This window comes from Kitasatospora sp. CMC57 (assembly GCF_045866025.2).
Classification (GTDB): domain Bacteria; phylum Actinomycetota; class Actinomycetes; order Streptomycetales; family Streptomycetaceae; genus Kitasatospora.
The window spans coordinates 4,829,697-4,847,047 of sequence record NZ_AP035881.2; the positions used below are offsets into that span (position 1 = coordinate 4,829,697).

15 protein-coding genes and 1 tRNA gene are annotated in these 17,351 nt (G+C 73.1%); 4 read left to right on the forward strand and 12 right to left on the reverse strand.

All coding sequences use genetic code 11. The features are described 5' to 3' along the window. The first annotated feature begins 196 nt into the window (after positions 1–196). Positions 197–1,849 (forward strand): glucose-6-phosphate isomerase, encoded by a 1,653-nt coding sequence (pgi, locus tag ACKUU6_RS21705; protein ID WP_407990226.1) that lies wholly within the window; start codon positions 197–199, stop codon positions 1,847–1,849. A gap of 101 nt (positions 1,850–1,950) precedes the next feature. Here the strand turns inward: pgi and ACKUU6_RS21710 are convergent. The 6 genes from ACKUU6_RS21710 to ACKUU6_RS21735 all read right to left on the reverse strand — a co-directional run bounded on the left by ACKUU6_RS21710 (position 1,951) and on the right by ACKUU6_RS21735 (position 7,466). Next, positions 1,951–2,024, reverse strand: a tRNA-Lys gene (locus tag ACKUU6_RS21710). 52 nt (positions 2,025–2,076) lie between these two features. Continuing rightward, on the reverse strand, positions 2,077–2,616 hold the full coding sequence (locus ACKUU6_RS21715) for a bifunctional DNA primase/polymerase (protein WP_407990227.1): 540 nt from the start codon (positions 2,614–2,616) through the stop codon (positions 2,077–2,079). Between the two features lie 122 nt (positions 2,617–2,738). After that, on the reverse strand, positions 2,739–3,041 hold the full coding sequence (locus tag ACKUU6_RS21720; protein WP_407992193.1) for a hypothetical protein: 303 nt from the start codon (positions 3,039–3,041) through the stop codon (positions 2,739–2,741). Positions 3,042–3,328: 287 nt separating this feature from the next. After that, complete coding sequence (locus ACKUU6_RS21725; protein WP_407990228.1) at positions 3,329–4,699, reverse strand: helicase; 1,371 nt, start codon at positions 4,697–4,699, stop codon at positions 3,329–3,331. Between the two features lie 8 nt (positions 4,700–4,707). Continuing rightward, positions 4,708–6,282 carry a hypothetical protein gene (locus ACKUU6_RS21730; protein ID WP_407990229.1) on the reverse strand — a complete coding sequence of 525 codons (1,575 nt, stop codon included), beginning with the start codon at positions 6,280–6,282 and terminating at the stop codon, positions 4,708–4,710. Then, positions 6,279–7,466, reverse strand: coding sequence for a hypothetical protein (locus ACKUU6_RS21735; protein ID WP_407990230.1), 1,188 nt, complete (start codon positions 7,464–7,466; stop codon positions 6,279–6,281). The genes ACKUU6_RS21730 and ACKUU6_RS21735 overlap by 4 nt, the downstream gene beginning before the upstream one ends. A 188-nt stretch (positions 7,467–7,654) precedes the next feature. Here ACKUU6_RS21735 and ACKUU6_RS21740 point away from each other — a divergent pair, with 188 nt between their 5' ends. Next, a complete protein-coding gene (locus ACKUU6_RS21740) occupies positions 7,655–8,296 on the forward strand; it encodes a histidine phosphatase family protein (RefSeq protein WP_407990231.1) in 642 nt (213 codons plus the stop codon). A 44-nt stretch (positions 8,297–8,340) separates the two neighbouring features. Here the strand turns inward: ACKUU6_RS21740 and ACKUU6_RS21745 are convergent, their stop codons facing one another. Continuing rightward, the gene (locus tag ACKUU6_RS21745) at positions 8,341–9,693 is read right to left on the reverse strand and encodes a tetratricopeptide repeat protein (RefSeq protein ID WP_407990232.1); all 1,353 of its coding nucleotides are present in this window, start codon (positions 9,691–9,693) and stop codon (positions 8,341–8,343) included. A 346-nt stretch (positions 9,694–10,039) separates the two neighbouring features. On the opposite strand from ACKUU6_RS21745, the gene ACKUU6_RS21750 reads away from it, so the two are divergent. Then, positions 10,040–10,471 (forward strand): hypothetical protein, encoded by a 432-nt coding sequence (locus ACKUU6_RS21750; protein WP_407990233.1) that lies wholly within the window; start codon positions 10,040–10,042, stop codon positions 10,469–10,471. Positions 10,472–10,571: 100 nt separating this feature from the next. Continuing rightward, positions 10,572–11,495 (forward strand): spermidine synthase, encoded by a 924-nt coding sequence (locus ACKUU6_RS21755; protein ID WP_407990234.1) that lies wholly within the window; start codon positions 10,572–10,574, stop codon positions 11,493–11,495. Between the two features lie 86 nt (positions 11,496–11,581). Here ACKUU6_RS21755 and ACKUU6_RS21760 read toward each other — a convergent pair whose 3' ends face one another. The 5 genes from ACKUU6_RS21760 to ACKUU6_RS21780 all read right to left on the reverse strand — a co-directional run bounded on the left by ACKUU6_RS21760 (position 11,582) and on the right by ACKUU6_RS21780 (position 17,188). After that, the gene (locus tag ACKUU6_RS21760; RefSeq protein ID WP_407990235.1) at positions 11,582–12,343 is read right to left on the reverse strand and encodes a hypothetical protein; all 762 of its coding nucleotides are present in this window, start codon (positions 12,341–12,343) and stop codon (positions 11,582–11,584) included. Positions 12,344–12,389: 46 nt separating this feature from the next. Next, positions 12,390–13,829: a GH1 family beta-glucosidase gene (locus tag ACKUU6_RS21765; protein ID WP_407990236.1), complete on the reverse strand. Its 1,440-nt coding sequence runs from the start codon at positions 13,827–13,829 to the stop codon at positions 12,390–12,392. Positions 13,830–13,871: 42 nt separating this feature from the next. After that, on the reverse strand, positions 13,872–14,786 hold the full coding sequence (locus ACKUU6_RS21770) for a carbohydrate ABC transporter permease (RefSeq protein WP_407990237.1): 915 nt from the start codon (positions 14,784–14,786) through the stop codon (positions 13,872–13,874). A 3-nt stretch (positions 14,787–14,789) separates the two neighbouring features. Continuing rightward, a complete protein-coding gene (locus ACKUU6_RS21775; protein ID WP_407990238.1) occupies positions 14,790–15,728 on the reverse strand; it encodes a carbohydrate ABC transporter permease in 939 nt (312 codons plus the stop codon). Between the two features lie 131 nt (positions 15,729–15,859). Continuing rightward, positions 15,860–17,188: an ABC transporter substrate-binding protein gene (locus ACKUU6_RS21780; protein WP_407990239.1), complete on the reverse strand. Its 1,329-nt coding sequence runs from the start codon at positions 17,186–17,188 to the stop codon at positions 15,860–15,862. Positions 17,189–17,351 lie beyond the last annotated feature (163 nt).

Sequence of the window (17,351 nt, forward strand, 5' to 3'; positions counted from 1 at the left end):
CCTGCGGGTGTGGAACCGACGAAGTGTCCGTGACCGCCGGTGGTGGCGCGGGTGACGGCCCGCCAGGACGCGTAGGCTGGCCCGCGGCAGGCCGTCAACGGAGTCGGCGCACACCCCCGTACTACCGCCGGACCTCGCGCCACCCTCCCGCTGGGCCTGCCGGTACACACCACCGGATGACTTCGAGGAGCAACCGATGACGGCGCAGAACCGCACCCCCCTGGACCGGCTGCCGCAGTGGGCGGCGCTGGCCAAGCACCGGGAGGAGTTCGGTGAGACCCACCTGCGCGAGCTGTTCGCGGCCGATCCCGGCCGCGGGGCCGAGTACACGCTGCAGGTCGGCGACCTGCTGGTGGACTACTCCAAGCAGTTGGTGAACGACCGGACGCTGGGCCTGCTGCGGGAGTTGGCGGACGCCACCGGCGTCGCCGAGCTGCGCGACGCGATGTTCCGCGGCGAGAAGATCAACATCACCGAGGACCGAGCCGTCCTGCACACCGCCCTGCGCGCGCCGCGCGGCGCGGTGGTCGAGGTGGACGGCGAGAACGTGGTGCCCGCCGTGCACGCGGTGCTGGACCGGATGGCAGCCTTCGCCGACCGGGTCCGCTCCGGCGAGTGGACCGGGCAGACCGGCAAGCGGATCCGCAACATCGTCAACATCGGCATCGGCGGCTCCGACCTCGGCCCCGCGATGGCGTACGAGGTGCTCCGCTCCTACGCGCAGCGCGACCTGACGGTGCGGTTCGTCTCCAACGTGGACGGCGCCGACCTGCACGAGGCGGTCCGTGACCTGGACGCCGCCGAGACGCTGTTCATCGTCGCCTCCAAGACCTTCACCACCATCGAGACCATCACCAACGCCACCTCGGCCCGTGAGTGGCTGCTCGGTGAGCTGGGGGCCGGTCAGGAGGCGGTCGCCAAGCACTTCGTGGCGCTCTCCACCAACGAGGCCGGGGTGGCGGACTTCGGCATCGACGTGGCCAACATGTTCGAGTTCTGGGACTGGGTCGGCGGCCGCTACTCGTACGACTCGGCGATCGGCCTCTCGCTGATGATCGCGATCGGACCCGACCACTTCCGCGAGATGTTGGACGGCTTCCACCTGGTCGACGAGCACTTCCGCACCGCGCCCGCCGAGCAGAACGTCCCGCTGCTGCTCGGTCTGCTGGGGGTCTGGTACGGCGCGTTCTTCGACGCCCAGGCGCACGCGGTGCTGCCGTACTCGCACTACCTGGCCCGCTTCACCGCGTACCTCCAGCAGCTCGACATGGAGTCCAACGGCAAGTCGGTGGACCGCGAGGGCAACCCGGTGCACTGGCAGACCGGCCCGGTGGTCTGGGGCACCCCCGGCACCAACGGCCAGCACGCGTACTACCAGCTGCTGCACCAGGGCACCAAGGTGATCCCGGCCGACTTCATCGGCTTCGCGAAGCCGGTCGCCGAGCTGAGCCCCGCCCTGGCCGCCCAGCACGACCTGCTGATGGCCAACTTCTTCGCCCAGACCCAGGCGCTGGCCTTCGGCAAGACCGCCGAGGAGGTCGCCGCCGAGGGCGTGCCCGCCGAGCTGGTGCCGCACAAGACCTTCAAGGGCAACCACCCGACCACCACCGTGCTGGCCGCCGAGCTCACCCCGTCGGTGCTCGGCCAGCTGGTCGCCCTGTACGAGCACAAGGTGTTCGTCCAGGGCGCGGTGTGGAACATCGACTCCTTCGACCAGTGGGGCGTTGAGCTCGGCAAGGTGCTGGCCAAGCGGATCGAGCCGGTGCTGCTGACCGGTGAGGGCGCCGAGGCGCTGGACAGCTCGACCGCCGCGCTGGTGGAGAACTACCGCTCGCTGCGCGGGCGCTGACGGATGGTGGCCCCCCGCTGTGGCGGGGGGCCACCACCGGCTTTCGGGCCTGAGAACGAGGAAAGGCCCCCACCGTAAGGTGGGGGCCCTTCGACCGTCTGTGCGCCGCCAGGGACTCGAACCCCGGACCCGCTGATTAAGAGTCAGCTGCTCTAACCAACTGAGCTAGCGGCGCCTGCTGACGTGGAAAACATTAGCAGCGGGGTCGGGCGGAACCAAAATCGGTTTCAGGCCCCGGCAGGCTCGGCCGACGGACGGATCCGGGAGGCCCGGACGCAGGCCCAGAGCACCGTGGCCGCACCCGGCAGCCAGGGCTCCCGGGAGTCCGGCGCGACGATCCAGCGGCCGGCGCCCTGGCCGGGGGAGACCGGAGCGTCCACCATCCGCTGGATCGGCGGCACGGTCACCGCGTCGCCCTGCCCGTGGCAGAGCAGCGGCGGCACCTCGCGGGCCCACTCCTCCCAGGCCAGCAGACTGCGGAGCCGGGGCGCCGCGCCCGGCTGGACGAAGAGCAGGGTCCGCCCCCGGAAGGAGGCGACCGGGCCGCAGCCGGGGCCGGTGGCCCAGAGCTCGTCCAGCACGGTGCGGCCGAACACGGCCGGCATGCTGATCACGTCGAAGACCCGCCCGCAGGGCAGGACGGTCGGCGCCCAGGGGCGTGACTCCCAGAGGGCGCGCATGCTGCGCGGGTACTCACTCGCGGAGGCCAGCCAGGACTCCCCGGCCACGGTGACGTACTCCACGGATTGATACGTCCAGATGTCCACGGGCAGCAGACTGGCGCGGGCGGGGTGAGTCGCGCCGGGAAAGTCGGGTTCGGCGGACAACGGGTGGGCGAGGGGCGTACCCTTCCCGGCCGCATATGCCAGAGGCGTGCCGGGGCGCGGTCTCAGTGCTCGCCGCTGTGCTGCTGCCGGAGCAGGGTCTGACCGTACTCGACCATCCGGGCCGCGTAGTCCGGCGTCCACTCGATCCGGGCGGCGATCTCGGCGGGTGAGAGGGCGTCGAACCGGCGGGTGTCCGCGAGCTGGGCGGCGGCGATCGCCTGGAAGTCGGCGGCCCGCTCGGCGGCGATCCGGAAGGCCAGGGTCAATTCGGTGGCGCGGCGGAGCAGTTCGGCCGGGTCGTCGATCGACTCCAGGTCGAAGAACCGTTCCTCCTCCGGCGCCTCGGCGGGCGGCTCGAAGAGCAGCTGGGCCGGACGGAGGCGACGCGGCCTCTCGCTGGCGGTGGGCGGGACGGTGCTCGGCTCGCCAGCGGAAGGGCCGGACTGCGCCGGGAGCGGCGGTACGGCGTCGCGGCCGACCGGCTGGGCGGACACCGGCGGGTGGCGGTCGGGCATGGGACGACACCTCCGAGGTGGTGGGTGAGGGGACTGCCGTCCATTGTCGCGCGGGGACGGCCGGTAGCGGAACGGTGCGCGTGCGGGTGCTATTCCCCCGGCGTGCGCCCCCAAGGCCGGTGCGGCTTCACCCGAGGTCAGCGCAGCTGCACCCGGTGTTCGTTCAGCTGGGCGAGCACCGCGTGGTTGGCCTCCCAGCCGTCCGGGAACTTCATCGTCACTCCCAACTGGACCGGTTCGGTCGCCGGGTGCTCGTCCAGCAGCTCGGGGATGCCGGCCCTGGCCACCACGATGCAGGCGTGCCGGTGCCGGGAGGCGAGCACGCAGAGCCGCCCGGTCTCCAGGTGGAAGGCGGTGGCGTCCGGGCGCCCGGAGAGCGGGTGCAACACCACGGTGACGTCGTACTCGCGGCCCTGCAACCGGTTCGCGGTGTCCACCGTGACGGCGGGGCCGGCCGAGCCGTCCACCGGGACGCCGAGCGCCAGCAGGGCGGCCCGGACGGCCGCCGCCTGGTCGCGGTGGGCGGTGCCGACCGCGATCCGGTCAGCGGTCAGCGGGGTGCTGCCCTGCTCCGAGTGCGCGGTCAGACCCCGGGTGAGCAGCCGGTGCACGGTGGCGGCGGTGGCGGCCACCGCCTGCGGATCCGTCCGCACCGTGTGCCGGGCGGGCAGCTCCAGCAGCGCCCAGCCGTGCTCGGCCGCCTCGTCGATCGCCGCGTCCAGCGCGGAGCCGTCCGGGGCGGTCCCGGTGGTCAGCCGCCGGTCATCGGGCCCGGTACCGGAGCGGAACGGGGTGTACGGGTAGAAGGCGGCGGAGATCAGCGGCGCGGCGGAGTACGGCAGCCGCCAGGAGACCGGCAGGCGGTGCGGCCGGATCTCCGGGTTGTGCGCGAGCAGGGTGACCACCGCGCTGCTCGACGGGTCGTAGGACAGGCCCGCCCACTGGTCGGTGCCGACCACCGTGAACGGGTCCAGCTGGCCGGGGTCGCCGACGAACAGGGCCCGGTCGAACAGCCCGGCCACGGCGAGCAGCGCGTCCGAGCGCATCTGGTACGCCTCGTCCACGATCGCGTGCCGCCAGCGCGTCTCGGTCTTCACCCACTGCCACTTGGCCGCCGTGGAGATCATCACGTCCTGCTCCAGCAGGTCACCGACCTTGGCAGCGGCCGTGACGTTGGCGTACCGGGACAGCTCGGCGGCGGGCTTGGAGTCGGCGGCGTGCAGCCGACCGATCGTCAGGTCGGGGCCCTTCTCGGCGAGTCGGCCGACCAGGTCGTCCACCTGACTGTTCGTCTGGGCCACGATCATCAGCTTCTCCCCGCCCGCCACCAGCTCCCGGGCGGCCCGCACCACCAGGGTGGACTTGCCCGCACCCGGCGGCGAGTCGACCACCACCCCGCGCGGGCCGCCCGGAGCGGGGTGGAGGGTGGCGGCCAGGATCGCGGCCACGGCGGCGTCGGCGGCCGCACCGGGGTGCTCGTCTGCCGGGCTGGTCGGACTGATCGTCATGCCGGTGGTCATTCCCACTCTTCGGTGGCGGTAGGCGAGTGATCGCTGCCGCCGGGCGGCCCGCCGTGCGTCCACGGGGTGTCGTCCGGCTCGGGGAGCGGTGCGGACTGGCGGGGCGTCAGCTCGAACAGGGTCAGCACGATCCGCTCCCCGGGCTCGGGCAGACTGCCCGGCTCCGGGTCCTTCTTCCGGCCCATCCCGTTCAGCACCCGGACGGTGACGGTGCCCGCGGCCGGGTCGGAGCCGACGATCACCGCCTCCTGGGCCGAACTGTGGTTCGCCCGGTACACCTTGCGGCCCTGGTCGGCGTGCGGTCGGTCGGTGGTCCGCACCACCAACAGCGGGCGGGGCTTGGGGGAGCGCCCCGAGGTGTCGTACTCCGGGACCACCTCGGTGACCACCCCGGCGAACGCCTCACCCGACAGTCGGTGCTCGGCCATCGCCAGCGGGTCGTCCAACGCCTCCTGGACGTCCAGCCTGGCCTGCTCGCGCTCCCGCTGCGCCAGCTTCCGGGCGGCCGTGACGGCGTCGTCCTGCTTGGGCTGCGGCGGCTCGCCGGCCGCCAGCCGGTCGCGGTGGCCCGTGTACGACCAGCGGTCGCCCTCCCAACGCTCGGCCAGGTGAGCGGCGGGCGGGAGCGTGCGGAGCAGGTCGAGACCGCGCCAGACGTCCTGCCAGGTCGGCAGCAGCACCCCGAGCAGCGCGGCGTGCAGCTCCTCGGCGGCCTGCTTGACCCGGAGCCGGGCCGGGTCGTCCTGGGCGGTCGCCAGGGCGGCCAGGGCGTTGTCGTGCCGGGTGATGGCCGGGGCCAGCACCCGGGCGTCGAAGGCCGGGTCGGTGGCCGGGCCCGCCGGTGGGTGCAGCAGCTGGCCGGCGGCGTCCCTGGCGGTCTCCACCCGGGTGGCCAGCTCGGCGCCGGAGCTGCCGGACGGGGGCTGGTGCCAGGCGAGTTGGGCCCCGAGGTGTTGGTCCTCCAGGTGGCTCTGGCCGGTCGCCCAGTGCCGGGCCAGCAGCCCGGTCATCGGGAGCAGCAGGCTGGAGCCCGGCACCTGGGCCCGCTCGGTCAGATGCGTCAGCCAGCGCCCCAGCAGCGGCACCCGGGTCGGCGCCGGGTAGGGCCCCGGATCCGGGTCCTCGGCGGTGCGGCGGAACCGGGTGGACCGGCCGAGCAGCGCCAGGTGGTGCACCGAGCCGCTGTTCGGCACGATCAACTGGGGTGCGTCCGAGCAGAGTTCGCGGAAGGTCTGGGTCTTCTCGCCGGTCTCCGGGTCCTTCTCGGTGCGCTCGATCTGCTCGACCTCGGCGCCGTACGACTCCAGGTAGGGCACCAGGTCGGCGGCGAACCGGGCCAGGAACTCGAAGCGCTGACCGCGGTTCAGCGGCTGCGGTACGAGGTGCAGGCGGGGCGCCTCCCGCTCGGTGCCGAGCAGCACCGCGAGCGGGGCACCCGCCTCACCGGCGGCGGCCAGCGGGATCAGCACCATCGGCCGGTCGGACAGGTGCCGGTGCCGGACGGTGGCCAGCGGCTCGGCGTGCCCGCTGCGGACCGCCTCCAGCCGGGCGAGGGTGGCGAGCAGGCTCACCGGTCGGCCTCCCGGACCCCGAGCGCCTCGGCGCGCAGGGCGGCGGCGTGTGCCAGGCGGGCGGCGGCCTCGCTGTCGGCCTGCGGGCCCTGGTCGGTGGCGGCCGCCAGCGCGGCGCTCACCGTACGGAGGCTGCCCAGCTCGCCCCGGACACCCCGGCCGAGCTGCTCCACCGCGTCCGCGCAGCGGGCCTGCGCCCGGCAGTGGAAGCCCAGCTCGCAGGTGGAGAGGCAGTCCGGGCTGTAGGCGGCGGGGACCGCCTCGACCGACGCGGTCAGCTCGGCGACCGGGCGGGTCGGGATCCCGGCCTGATCCGGTGCCAGGTCGAAACTGGTGCCGGACGGGAGCGCGTCGAGCAGCTGGTCGATCCCGGTCAGCCGGGCCAGCTGGCGGCGGGTGGTGGCCAGCTCGCGGCGGACGTCCACGACGGTCGCCGTCGGGCGGTTGGAGAAGTCCTTCGGGCAGACCAGCAGCACGCTCAGCTCCGGGCTGCCGGGGAACGCGTCGGTGGCGTACGGCGACTGGTCGGCCGTCGTACCGGCCAGCGTGGCCGCCGTTTCCTGCAGCGCCAGCACGTACACCGCCGCCTGGCGGGCGGCCGCGCCGACCTTGGCCGGATCGGCCGAGCCGTCGATGACCGGGAAAGACTTGATCTCCACCACGGTGCTGCGCCCGCCGTGCACCACCACCGCGTCCGGCTCCAGGTAGGCCGGGCTGCCCGCCAGGGTGAGCCGGAACATCGGGTGGTCGAGCAGCGTCCACCGCTCGGGATCGGCGGCGGCCTCGGCCAGCGCCTGGGCCGTCCGCTCGGCCCTGGTCGCGGGGGCCGAGCGGGGCAGCAGGTCCGGCACGGACGGGCCGACGCCCTCGGGCGGGGTGCCGAGCAGCCGGCGGAGCGGGTCCAGCAGCGCCGCGTAGCCGTCGGCCTTGAGGCGGGCCTCGAAGACGTTCCCCCGGGTGATCGCGAACGGGGACTGCCCGAACGGCGCCGGGTGTCCGAGCCGGTCCGCCACCGCGCCCTTGTCGACCCCCGCCGCGTCCAGCACCGCGCGACGGCGGCACCCGGGGTTGGCCGCGAGCGCGGCCAGCGCCCGGGCGTCGAGGCTGCGCTGCGGCGCCGGGCCGCGCAGATCACGGAGCCGTCGCGCGACCGGCTCCGCCTGCCCGTGGGTCAAGACGTTCATGGTGCGGCCAAGTCTCGCACCCGGCACCGACAAACCACCCTGGAACGCGCTCCCCGGACCTTCCGGGCCGTTCCGGACGGCGGCCGAGGGCCGGGGCACCCTTCCGGACTCCGGACCGATCGTCGGGGCACCCGGGTGGTGAGGGATCATGGGGAGGTCGCAGCCCCCAGTTCGCGAGGAGTCCGCCCATGCCCGCCCGTATCGTCCTCGTCCGGCATGGCGAGACCGCCTGGTCGGCCGGCGGCCAGCACACCGGCCGTACCGACATCCCGCTCACCGCGGAGGGCCGTGGGATGGCCCTGGCCCTCGGCGCCCGCCTGGCGAAGGCCCCGTGGAACGGACTGCCGGACGCCCTCGTCTACACCAGCCCGCTGTCCCGGGCCAGGGAGACCTGCGATCTGGCCGGCTTCGGCGACCGGGCGGTCGAACGGGACGAGCTGCTGGAGTGGGACTACGGCCAGTACGAGGGCCGGACCGGCGCCGACATCCGGGCCACCGACCACCCCGGCTGGCTGATCTGGCGGGACGGCGTGCCCGGCGGCGAGAAGCTCTCCGAGGTGGCGGCTCGTGTGGACCGCTTCCTCGCGGAGGTCAACGCCGAGCACGGGACCCCGCACCCGGAGACCACCACCATGCACTGCGCCGACCGCGACGTGGTGCTGTTCGCGCACGGGCACCTGCTGCGGATCCTGACGGCGCGGTGGCTGGGGCTGCCGCCCGAGTTCGCGCAGCGGTTCAAGCTCGGGACGGCGGCGCTCTCGGTGCTCTCCTGGGAGTACGGGGCACCGGCGGTGGAGATCTGGAACGACCACAGTCACCTGGAGGGCTGAACACGCCGGAGCCGGCCGCCAGCCGAACCCGACCTCCCGGTGGTTCAGGCGGCGTCGTGGACGGTCAGGAAGGCCGCGACCTCGGGGACGGTGCGGTGCGGCCGCAGCCGGTCCGCCGTGGTGGCGAGCATGCCGCGGATGCGGGCGGAGCGGACCTGGCCGAGCAGGGTGGCTGCCGCCGTGCCGTGCACCGCTGCGCCCGCCAGGTCGCCGAGGCCGAGGCGGTCGTGGGCGAGTTCGGCGGTGTAGAGGACCCGGTTGCGGACGAAGTGCGGTTCCTGAAGGGCGATCGCCTGGCCGACCCGGTCGGCGGCCCGGGCGAACTCGCCGAGCGCGGACCAGCACTGGGCCTCCAGGCCGGCGATCTCCGCCTCGCCGAAGAAGCTCATCCACTCCGGGTCGGCCTCCGACTCGCCCCGGTCGAAGAGCGTGTGGGCCCGCCCCAACGCCCGTTCGCAGGCGGCCCGGTCGCGCAGCAGGGCCCAGGCGCCGGCCTCCCGCATGACCAGCAGGGAGAGCAACCGGTCGGAGTCCAGGTGGCGGGCGGCGGCCTGCCCGGCCTGGGCGGCCCTGAGGGCCTCCCTGGCCCGGCCGGCATCCCGGGCCAGGAAGGCGCTGTTGGAGAAGACGTGCGCCTCCAGGGCCGCGTCGTCGGCCATCCGGGCGGTGGCGAGCGCCTCGGAGTAGAACGAACGGGCGTCCGCGAGCCGGTCCGAATCGTGGGCCAACCAGCCCACCGAGATGGCCAGTTCGCCCGCGCCGGCCTGCAGTCGGCGCTCGGTGGCGGCGCTGTACTCGCCGTCGTTGAGCATCACGTACGCACCCCGCAGCGACTGGCCGGCCAGTTCGAACAGGGTGTCCGCGCCGTGCACGTCGTCCAGCAGCCGGATGTCGCGGACGGCCTGCTCCACCCCGAGCACCTCGGCCGCGCCGACCCGGCGCGGGGTCGGCGCGGCCGGGGTCGCGGCCTGCGCGGGCAGGTCGAGACCGAGCGCGGTCACCAGGGCGGTGGATCCGCCGTTCAGGAACGTCCGGCGACGCACGTCGTCGTTCTCCTCGTCGGGATGGTACGAGTCGTCGAGCCCGCCCGACCCGGGAACCGGGACCGGCGGCGGGGCGGCCCCCCGGCGGCGGACCGCCGTACGGGGGGTGAACCCGAGCTCGGACAGGGAGCGGTCCGGCCACATGTGCCGGAACACCCGCTCGTAGGCGTAGTTGGGACAGCGGATCTCGCCGGCCTCGACCCGGCCGACGTAACGGGCGTCGCACGAGACGTGCTCGCCGATCTCCCGGGCGGCCCGGCGGATCGCCACGGCGAACTCGCCGGGGGAGAGGTCGCCGCGCAGGGCTCGCATGGCGGCGTTGGGGATGAGGGCGAGGGGCCTCGTGGCTGCCATCTGGTGCGCTCCGAGCTGGTGCGTCGGGGGTCGGTCCTTGGTGCGTCGGGTCGGTCGTCGGTGGTGCGGACGGCCCGGGGGAGGGCCTCGATCCAGCGCAGAGAGTACCGGCCGTCACGGACCGATCACACCTGGTTGCTGGATGATGTAGGGTCAATTCCCATCAAATCGGTCACTGTTGCCGAGATCCGCCATGAAATGCCATGGCGCGCTGTACGTCGCCCCGTGGCCTTTCGGCACCTCTGGCGTTGTCCTGGTACGTGGAAGCCCAGCGCCGTGCCCCACCGATCCGGTCCTGCGATCGGGCGACCTCGGCTTCCGACCTGACGAGGCGACAGGAGGGCCCATGCCCACCGGACTTCCGCAGTACCGACGCATCGCAGCGGGGGCGGCCCCCGCAGCGGCCCGTGGACACTCCGGGACGCTGCCCGCCCCGCTCCCCGCCCCGGTGGGTTTCGACACCGTCACCGTCCCGGTCCGGCACGGTCTGGAGACGGTGGACATCCTCCGGCTTCGCCGGGCCTGCGGCACGGTGCACCAGACGGGCAGCGGGTCGGCGATCGCCTTCCTGGTCCCGGCCGGGGTCGCCGGTCAGTGGCACCTGCCCGGCACCAGCTGTACGCCGGGGGCCAAGCAGCTCCCCGCGACCGACCCGCGCTGGGTGATGCCGCCCGCCGGGCCCACCGCCCCGGCCCGCGCCACCGACCCGTGGGTGCTCCGCTCGGCCCTCTGCGAGGCGGCCTGCACCCTGACGGCGAGCGGTCTCGGCCCGTTCTGACCCAGGCGCCCTTACCTCTGCCGCCCTGACCTGCGCCGACACCCTGGCGCCGGCCCGCCGCCGGGGCGGCCACCCGCTCCCCCCGGCGATAATGGTCCCCATGGGACGCAGCAACCGGGCCGGTCGGGCTCGCACCGAGGCCGAGCCCGCCACGTCGGCCCCCGCCGGTTCGCCCGGCGGTCGTACACACGCACAGGGTCCGCTGGCCCGTACGGTCGCCTCCGGTCTGGCCGAGCTGATCCCGGACCGCGACCGCCCCAGCGCCTGGACGCTGCTGCTCGACGGAGCGCCGCAGTCCCTGGTCGACCTGGCCGACCCGAGCCACCTGGGCTTCGAGTACCAGCGCCGCCTCGGCCACCTGATCGACCTCGCGGGCCCGCCCGGCAAGCCGATCACCGTGCTGCACCTGGGCGGTGGCGCCCTGACGCTGGCCCGCTACACCGCCGCCACCCGGCCGAGATCCCGTCAGCAGGTCGCCGAGATCGACCCCGAGCTGACCGAACTGGTGCGCGCCGAACTGCCGTTGGAGCGCGGCTGGCAGATCAAGGTACGCGGAGCCGACGCGCGTGCGGTGCTCGAACGGACCCCCGAGGGCACCGTGGACCTGGTGATCGCCGACATTTTCTCCGGCGCCAGGACCCCGGCCCACTGCGCCACCGTCGAGTTCGCCGCACTGGCCGCCCGGGCACTCGCCCCGGGGGGCCGGTACGCCGCCAACATCGCCGACGGCGGGGCGATCGGCTTCGCCCGCTCCCAGGTCGCCACCCTGCTGGCGGTCTTCCCCGAGGTCTGTCTGACGGCGGATCCCGCGGTGCTCCGGGGCAAGCGGTTCGGCAACCTGATCCTGGCTGCCGCCCACCAGCCGCTTCCGCTGGACGAGTTGGGGCGCCGGGTGGCCTCCGACTCCTACCTCGGCCGGATCGAACACGGCCGCCCGCTGGCCGACTTCACCGCCGGCGCCGCCCCGGCCACCGACGCCACGGCGGCGCCGTCCCCGGCACCCCCGCCGGGCGTCTTCCGCTGACGCCCACCGCCTGCTGCCAGCCAGCCGGACGCCCACTGCCTGCTGCCAGCCAGCCGGACGCCAACCAGCAGCTGGCCAGCTGCCGTTCAGTGCCCGCTGGGGATCCCCCGGTGCTTGTACATCGCCGCCCCGGTGAGCAGCAGCCCCGCCGCGATCGGGACCAGCACGGCGGTGAGCTCGCCCTCGCTCTCCACCGGCGCGGCGGTGGCCACCGTCGGCTCCGGCCGGACGGCCTCCCAACTGTCCTGCACCACCTGGAGGTCGGCCGTCCTGGCGCTCGCCGGGGACCGGCCCGGAGCGGTGGCGGGCACCACCGCCTGCCCGGCCACCGCCGGGGGCAGCGCGGCACCGACGGCCGGCGGAGTCTCCGCCACCACGCTCTCGGCGACCCCGCCGGACCGGGAGGCCCGGGGCTCTCCGTCACCCCGGGGCTGCGGCGGCACGGCGGGCAGCAGCACCGCCGCGATCGCGAAGGCGTCCGGCACCGAGGTGGCCTGACCGGGCAGCGGCAGCCCGTCGGCCTTGATCCGGTCCTGGAGCGCGCGGGCCACCGCGGCGGTCTGCTGCTCCAGCACGGGCACGGTCGCCCCGGTCAGGCGGCCCAACAGCTCCGGTGCGTCGGTCTGGTTGACCAGATCGATGACGGCCGGTCCCTCGCTGGCGTACGCGCTGGTGACACCGAGGCCGAGGCCCCAGACGTGGGCGAGTACCGCGCCGCCCGCGGCGAGCGTCCGGGCCCGGGGCCGGGGCAGTCGCCCCCGGCCGTGCTCCGGGCCCGGACGCTCATGACACTCCGGATCGCCGCTCGGGCCCTCGACTCGCGGCCGGGCCGCGTGATTTGCTCGCACGACAAGAGAGAACGACCGGTCGGGCGGTCAGGTCACGCGGCGGCGGTCACCCCTGCTGCGGCAGGGTTCCGGTACGGATCACCTCGGCGTACCAGCGGGCGCTGGCCTTCGGGGTGCGGGCCAGGGTGGCGTAGTCGACGTGCACGGCGCCGAACCGCTTGGCATAGCCGTACGCCCACTCGAAGTTGTCCATCAGCGACCATAGGTAGTAGCCCCGGACGTCGGCTCCCGCCGCCACGGCGTCGGCCACCGCGGCCAGGTGGCCGTGCACGTAGGCGATCCGCTCCTGGTCGTCCACGGTGCCGTCGGGACCGACGATGTCCTCGAAGGCGGCGCCGTTCTCGGAGACCATCATCGGCAGCCCGGGGTGCGCCCGGTGCACGTCGAGCAGCAGGTCGGTCAGGCCGGTCGGGTCGATCGGCCAGTCCATCGCGGTGCGTTCGCCGGGGGCGAGGTGGAAGGCGACGTCCTCCGCGCCGGGCCAGGGCGACTGGTCGCCGCCGCCGTGACCGTCGTGGCGGGGGAGGTCCTTGGCGTTCTCGGCGCTCGAAACCACGGTCGGCGTGTAGTAGTTGATACCCAGCAGGTCGATCGGCCGGCCGATCTCGGCCTCGTCGCCGGGCTGGACCAGGGTGTCCCAGTCGACCAGGTGGGCGGTGTCGGCGAGCAGGTCGGCGGGGTAACCGCCGTTCAGCATCGGGCCGGTGAAGACGCGGTTGCCGACGGCGTCGATCCGGCGAGCGGCCGCCAGGTCGGCCGGGTCGTCGGTGAGCGGCCGGATCTGGTGCAGGTTGAGCGAGACGGCCAGCTGGGCGGTGCGTGGCAGCGCCGAGCGCAGGGCGCCGACCGCCAGGCCGTGGCCGAGGTTGAGGTGGTGGGCGGCCTTGAGGGCGTCGGACGGATTGGTGCGCCCCGGGGCGTGCACGCCGGAGCCGTAGCCGAGGAAGGCGCTGCACCAGGGCTCGTTGAGCGTGGTCCAGGTGGAGACCCGGTCGCCGAGCGCCTCGGCGGCCAGGGCGGTGTAGTCGGCGAACCGGTACGCGGTGTCCCGGGCCGGCCAGCCGCCGAGCTCCTCCAGGTGCTGGGGCAGGTCCCAGTGGTAGAGGGTGGCGACCGGGGCGATGCCGTGGGTCAGCAGCTCGTCGGTGAGGGCTCGGTAGAAGTCCAGGCCGCTCTCGACGGCCGGGCCGCGCCCGGTCGGCTGGATCCGGGGCCAGGAGAGCGAGAAGCGGTAGGCGGTGAGGCCGAGGTCGGCCATCATCCGGACGTCCTCGCGGAACCGGTGGAAGTGGTCGACGGCGATGTCGCCGGTGTCACCGTTGGCGACCTTGCCGGGGGTATGGCTGAAGGTGTCCCAGATCGACGGGGTTCGCCCGTTCTCGGTGATGGCGCCCTCGATCTGGTACGCGGCGGTGGCCGCGCCCCAGGCGAAACCGGGCGGGAAGGCCGGGCCGGTGCGGGTGGTGCTCGGTTCGGTCACGGTCATTGCGGGAGCGCTCCCATGGTGAGTGTGGACGCTGACGTCGGATCAGCTCTTGACGGCACCGGCGGTGATGCCGCCGACGATGTGCTTGCCGAGCACGGCGAAGATCAGCAGCAGCGGCAGGGTGCCGACCAACGCACCGGTCATGATGACGGCCTGGTTGATGTCGTACGCGCTGCCGCCGCCGATCGCGGAGAGCGCGACCTGCACGGTCGGGTTCTGCTGGGTGAGCACCACGAAGGGCCAGAAGAAGTCGTTCCAGGACTGCACGAACACCAGCATGCCAAGGACGGCCATGGCGGGACGGGCGATCGGGAAGACCACGTGCCAGACGATCCGCAGACTGTGCGCACCGTCCACCCGGGCGGCCTCGATCAGCTCCACCGGCAGCGCTTCGGCGAGGAACTGCCGCATGAAAAACACCCCGAAGGCCGCCACCAGCGAGGGCAGGATCACCGACTGGAGCTGGTTGCCCCACTCCAGGTCGGTGATGATCTTGTACAGCGGGATGACGCTGAGCTGTGGCGGGATGGTCATGGTCGCCACCACCAGGGTGAGCAGGATGTTCCGCCCTCGGAAGGGGAGTTTGGCGAAGGCGAAGCCCGCCAAGGTGGAGAACATGACGGTCGAGATCGACACCAGCCCGGCCACGATGGTCGAGTTGAGCAGCGCCAGCCCCATCTCGGTCTGATCCCAGACGGTGGAGAGGTTGGTCCACAGCTCCCCGCCGGGCAGCAGTGGCGGCGGCGACTGGGCGACCCGCTCGCCGGTGTGACTGGCCGCCACGAAGGTCCAGTAGAGCGGGAAGAACGAGACCAGGGCGGCCAGGCCGAGCAGCACGTAGGTGACCGGGCCGGCCTTGTCGTGGTCGCCGGCTCCGGCTCGGAACCGCCGCCGGGCCGTGATGGGCCCGGAGGTGCTCGGGGCCTCGGCCGGGCGGGGCGTGGTCAGGGTGCTCATAACTCAGCCTCCCAGCTTGGTGCGGTTGCGACGGGCGATCAGCAGGTTGATCGCGCCGATCAGCAGCAGGATCAGCAGCATCGTCCAGGCCACCGCCGAGGCGCGGCCCAACTGACGGCTGGGCCAGCCGAGTTCGTACAAGTAGAGGCTCAGGGTCTGGTACTGGTGCGCGGAACCGCCGCTAACCCCGACCCCGCCGCCGAACAGCATCGGCTCACCGAACAGCTGGGTGGCGCCGATGGTGGAGACGATGATGGTGAACAGGATGGTCGGCCGGATCGACGGGATGGTGATCCGGGTGAACTGCTGCCAGCGGGAGGCGCCGTCCAGGCTGGCCGCCTCGTACAGGTCCTTCGGTACGGCCTGCATCGCGGCCAGGTAGATCAGCGCGTTGTAGCCGGTCCAACGCCAGGTAACGATGGAGGAGATGGCGATCTGGGAGGGCCAGGTGTCGGCGAACCAGTCGGTGCGGTCGATGCCCACCGCCGAGAGCGCCCAGTTGATCATCCCGTAATCCGGGTTGTAGAGCTGGACGAACACCAGGGTGGCCGCGGCGATCGACGTCGCGTACGGGGCGAGCACCGCCACCCGGAAGAAACCCCGGGCGCGCAGGCGGTAGTTGAGCAGGTGCGCCAGGCCGAGGGCCATCAGCAGCTGCGGGACGGTGGAGAGCACCCCGATGGTGAAGGTGTTCCGGAGCGCGGTCCAGAACTGGTCGCTGTCCCAGAGCCGGGTGTAGTTGCCGAACCCACGCCACTCCATGACGTCCGGCGTGAGCAGGTCGACCTGGTGCAGCGACAGCCAGCCGGTCCAGACCAGCGGGACCAGCCCGAAGGCGGCGAAGCAGAGGAAGAAGGGTGCGATGTAGGCGTACGGGGAGGCCTTCAGGTCGAAGCGGTACAGGCGCGAACGCCAGCTGGTGGACGGGGCTGGGGTGGCCACGGGGTGTCCTCCCGGGAGGGCTGCCGATGGTGCCGCCCGGCCGAAGCGTTTCGTCAGGCCTCGGCCGGGCGGGGGTTCTGGACGGAGACGGCAGTCGGCGGAGGGACCGCCGACCGCCGTGCCGGAAGGTGTTAGCCGTTGATCTTGTCGGCGATGCCCTTGAGCACGTTCTCCCAAGCCTTGGCCGGGTCGGTGCCGTGCTCCTCGATGTCGAGGACGCCGTTGTCGGTGATGATGGTCTTGGCGGTGCCGTCGTCCGGGCCGATCTTGGCGGGCTTGATGGCCGAGGCGGCGGCCGCGTAGATCTGGCCGGTCGGGGTGTCGCCGAAGTAGTCCAGCTTGGCCGACTGCACGGCGGGCAGCGCCAGGCCGGCAGTGGTCGAGGGCAGGTTGCCGACCTTGGTGAAGACCTTGGCCTGCTGCTCGGGAGCGGTCAGCCAGGCGGCCAGCGCCGCAGCCGCCTTGGTGTGCTTGCCCGCCTTCGGGACGGTCAGGAAGGCACCGCCCCAGTTGGCGGCGACCGGCGGCTTGGCGATGTCCCACTTGCCCTTGCCGGCCTCACCGGACTGCTTGCTGACGATGCCGGTCATCCAGGACGGGCAGACCACGGTGGCGAACTTCGCGTTGGCGAAGGCCGCCTCCCACGGCTTCTGGAACTGCCGCAGACCGGCGCTGATCTTCGCCTGCGAGGCGGCGACCGAGAGGTCCCACGCCTTCCGTACGGTCGGGCTCTCCTTGACGTTCAACTTGCCGGAGGCGTCGGAGTACTGCTGCGTGTCGCTGGAGATCACGGCGTTGAACAGACCGCTCGCCGAGTCCGTGAAGAAGGTGCCCGCCGGAGCCTTGGCCTGGTACTGCTTGCCCGTCTCGACGAACTTGTTCCAGTCGCCGGCCCAGAGCGCACCGACCGCCTCCCGATCGGTCGGCAGGCCGGCCTGCTGGAACAGGTCCTTGCGGTAGCAGACGGCCATCGGGCCGATGTCGGTGCCGAGGCCGATCAGTTCGCCCTTGGCGGTGGTGGCCTGCTCGGACTTCCAGGGCAGCCAGGCGCCCGCGCTGATGCCTTCGGTCTTGCCGAGGTCGAGGAACTTGTCACCCAACTTGCTGGTGGCCTGGGCGATGTAGCCGACCTCGACGGCCTGGATGTCGGTCAGGCCGCTGCCCGCCGCCAGGTGGGTGGTCAGGGCGTCCCAGTACTTCTGGCCGTCCTGCGCGGTCTCGGCCTTGATGGTGATGTTCGGGTGGGCGGCCATGTACTCGGTGTAGAGCCCGGCCTCCTGGTAGCCGAAGGTGCCGAAGTCGCCGACCGTGAGGGTGATCTTCTCGTTGGAGTCCCCGCCCTTCGCGTCACCGGAGCCGGAACCGGAGCTGGAGCAGCTGGTGAGCAGCAGGGCGGTGGCGGCCACCGTGGCGGTGGCGAGGGCAGCGGCTCTGCGGGGGCGGGTGGTGCTGCGGCGCATGACGTTCTCCTTGGTCCAGGGTGGGGCAGGGGTGCTGTGTGCGCGATGATTGGCCAGTAGAGTGTGGGAGCGCTCCCACGGAAGGCATGCCGGAAGGTTGCTCGGTCGCGGGGGTGAGTGTCAAGAGCAGAAGTCGGAACCGTTGCCGGAGTGTGTCCTGACC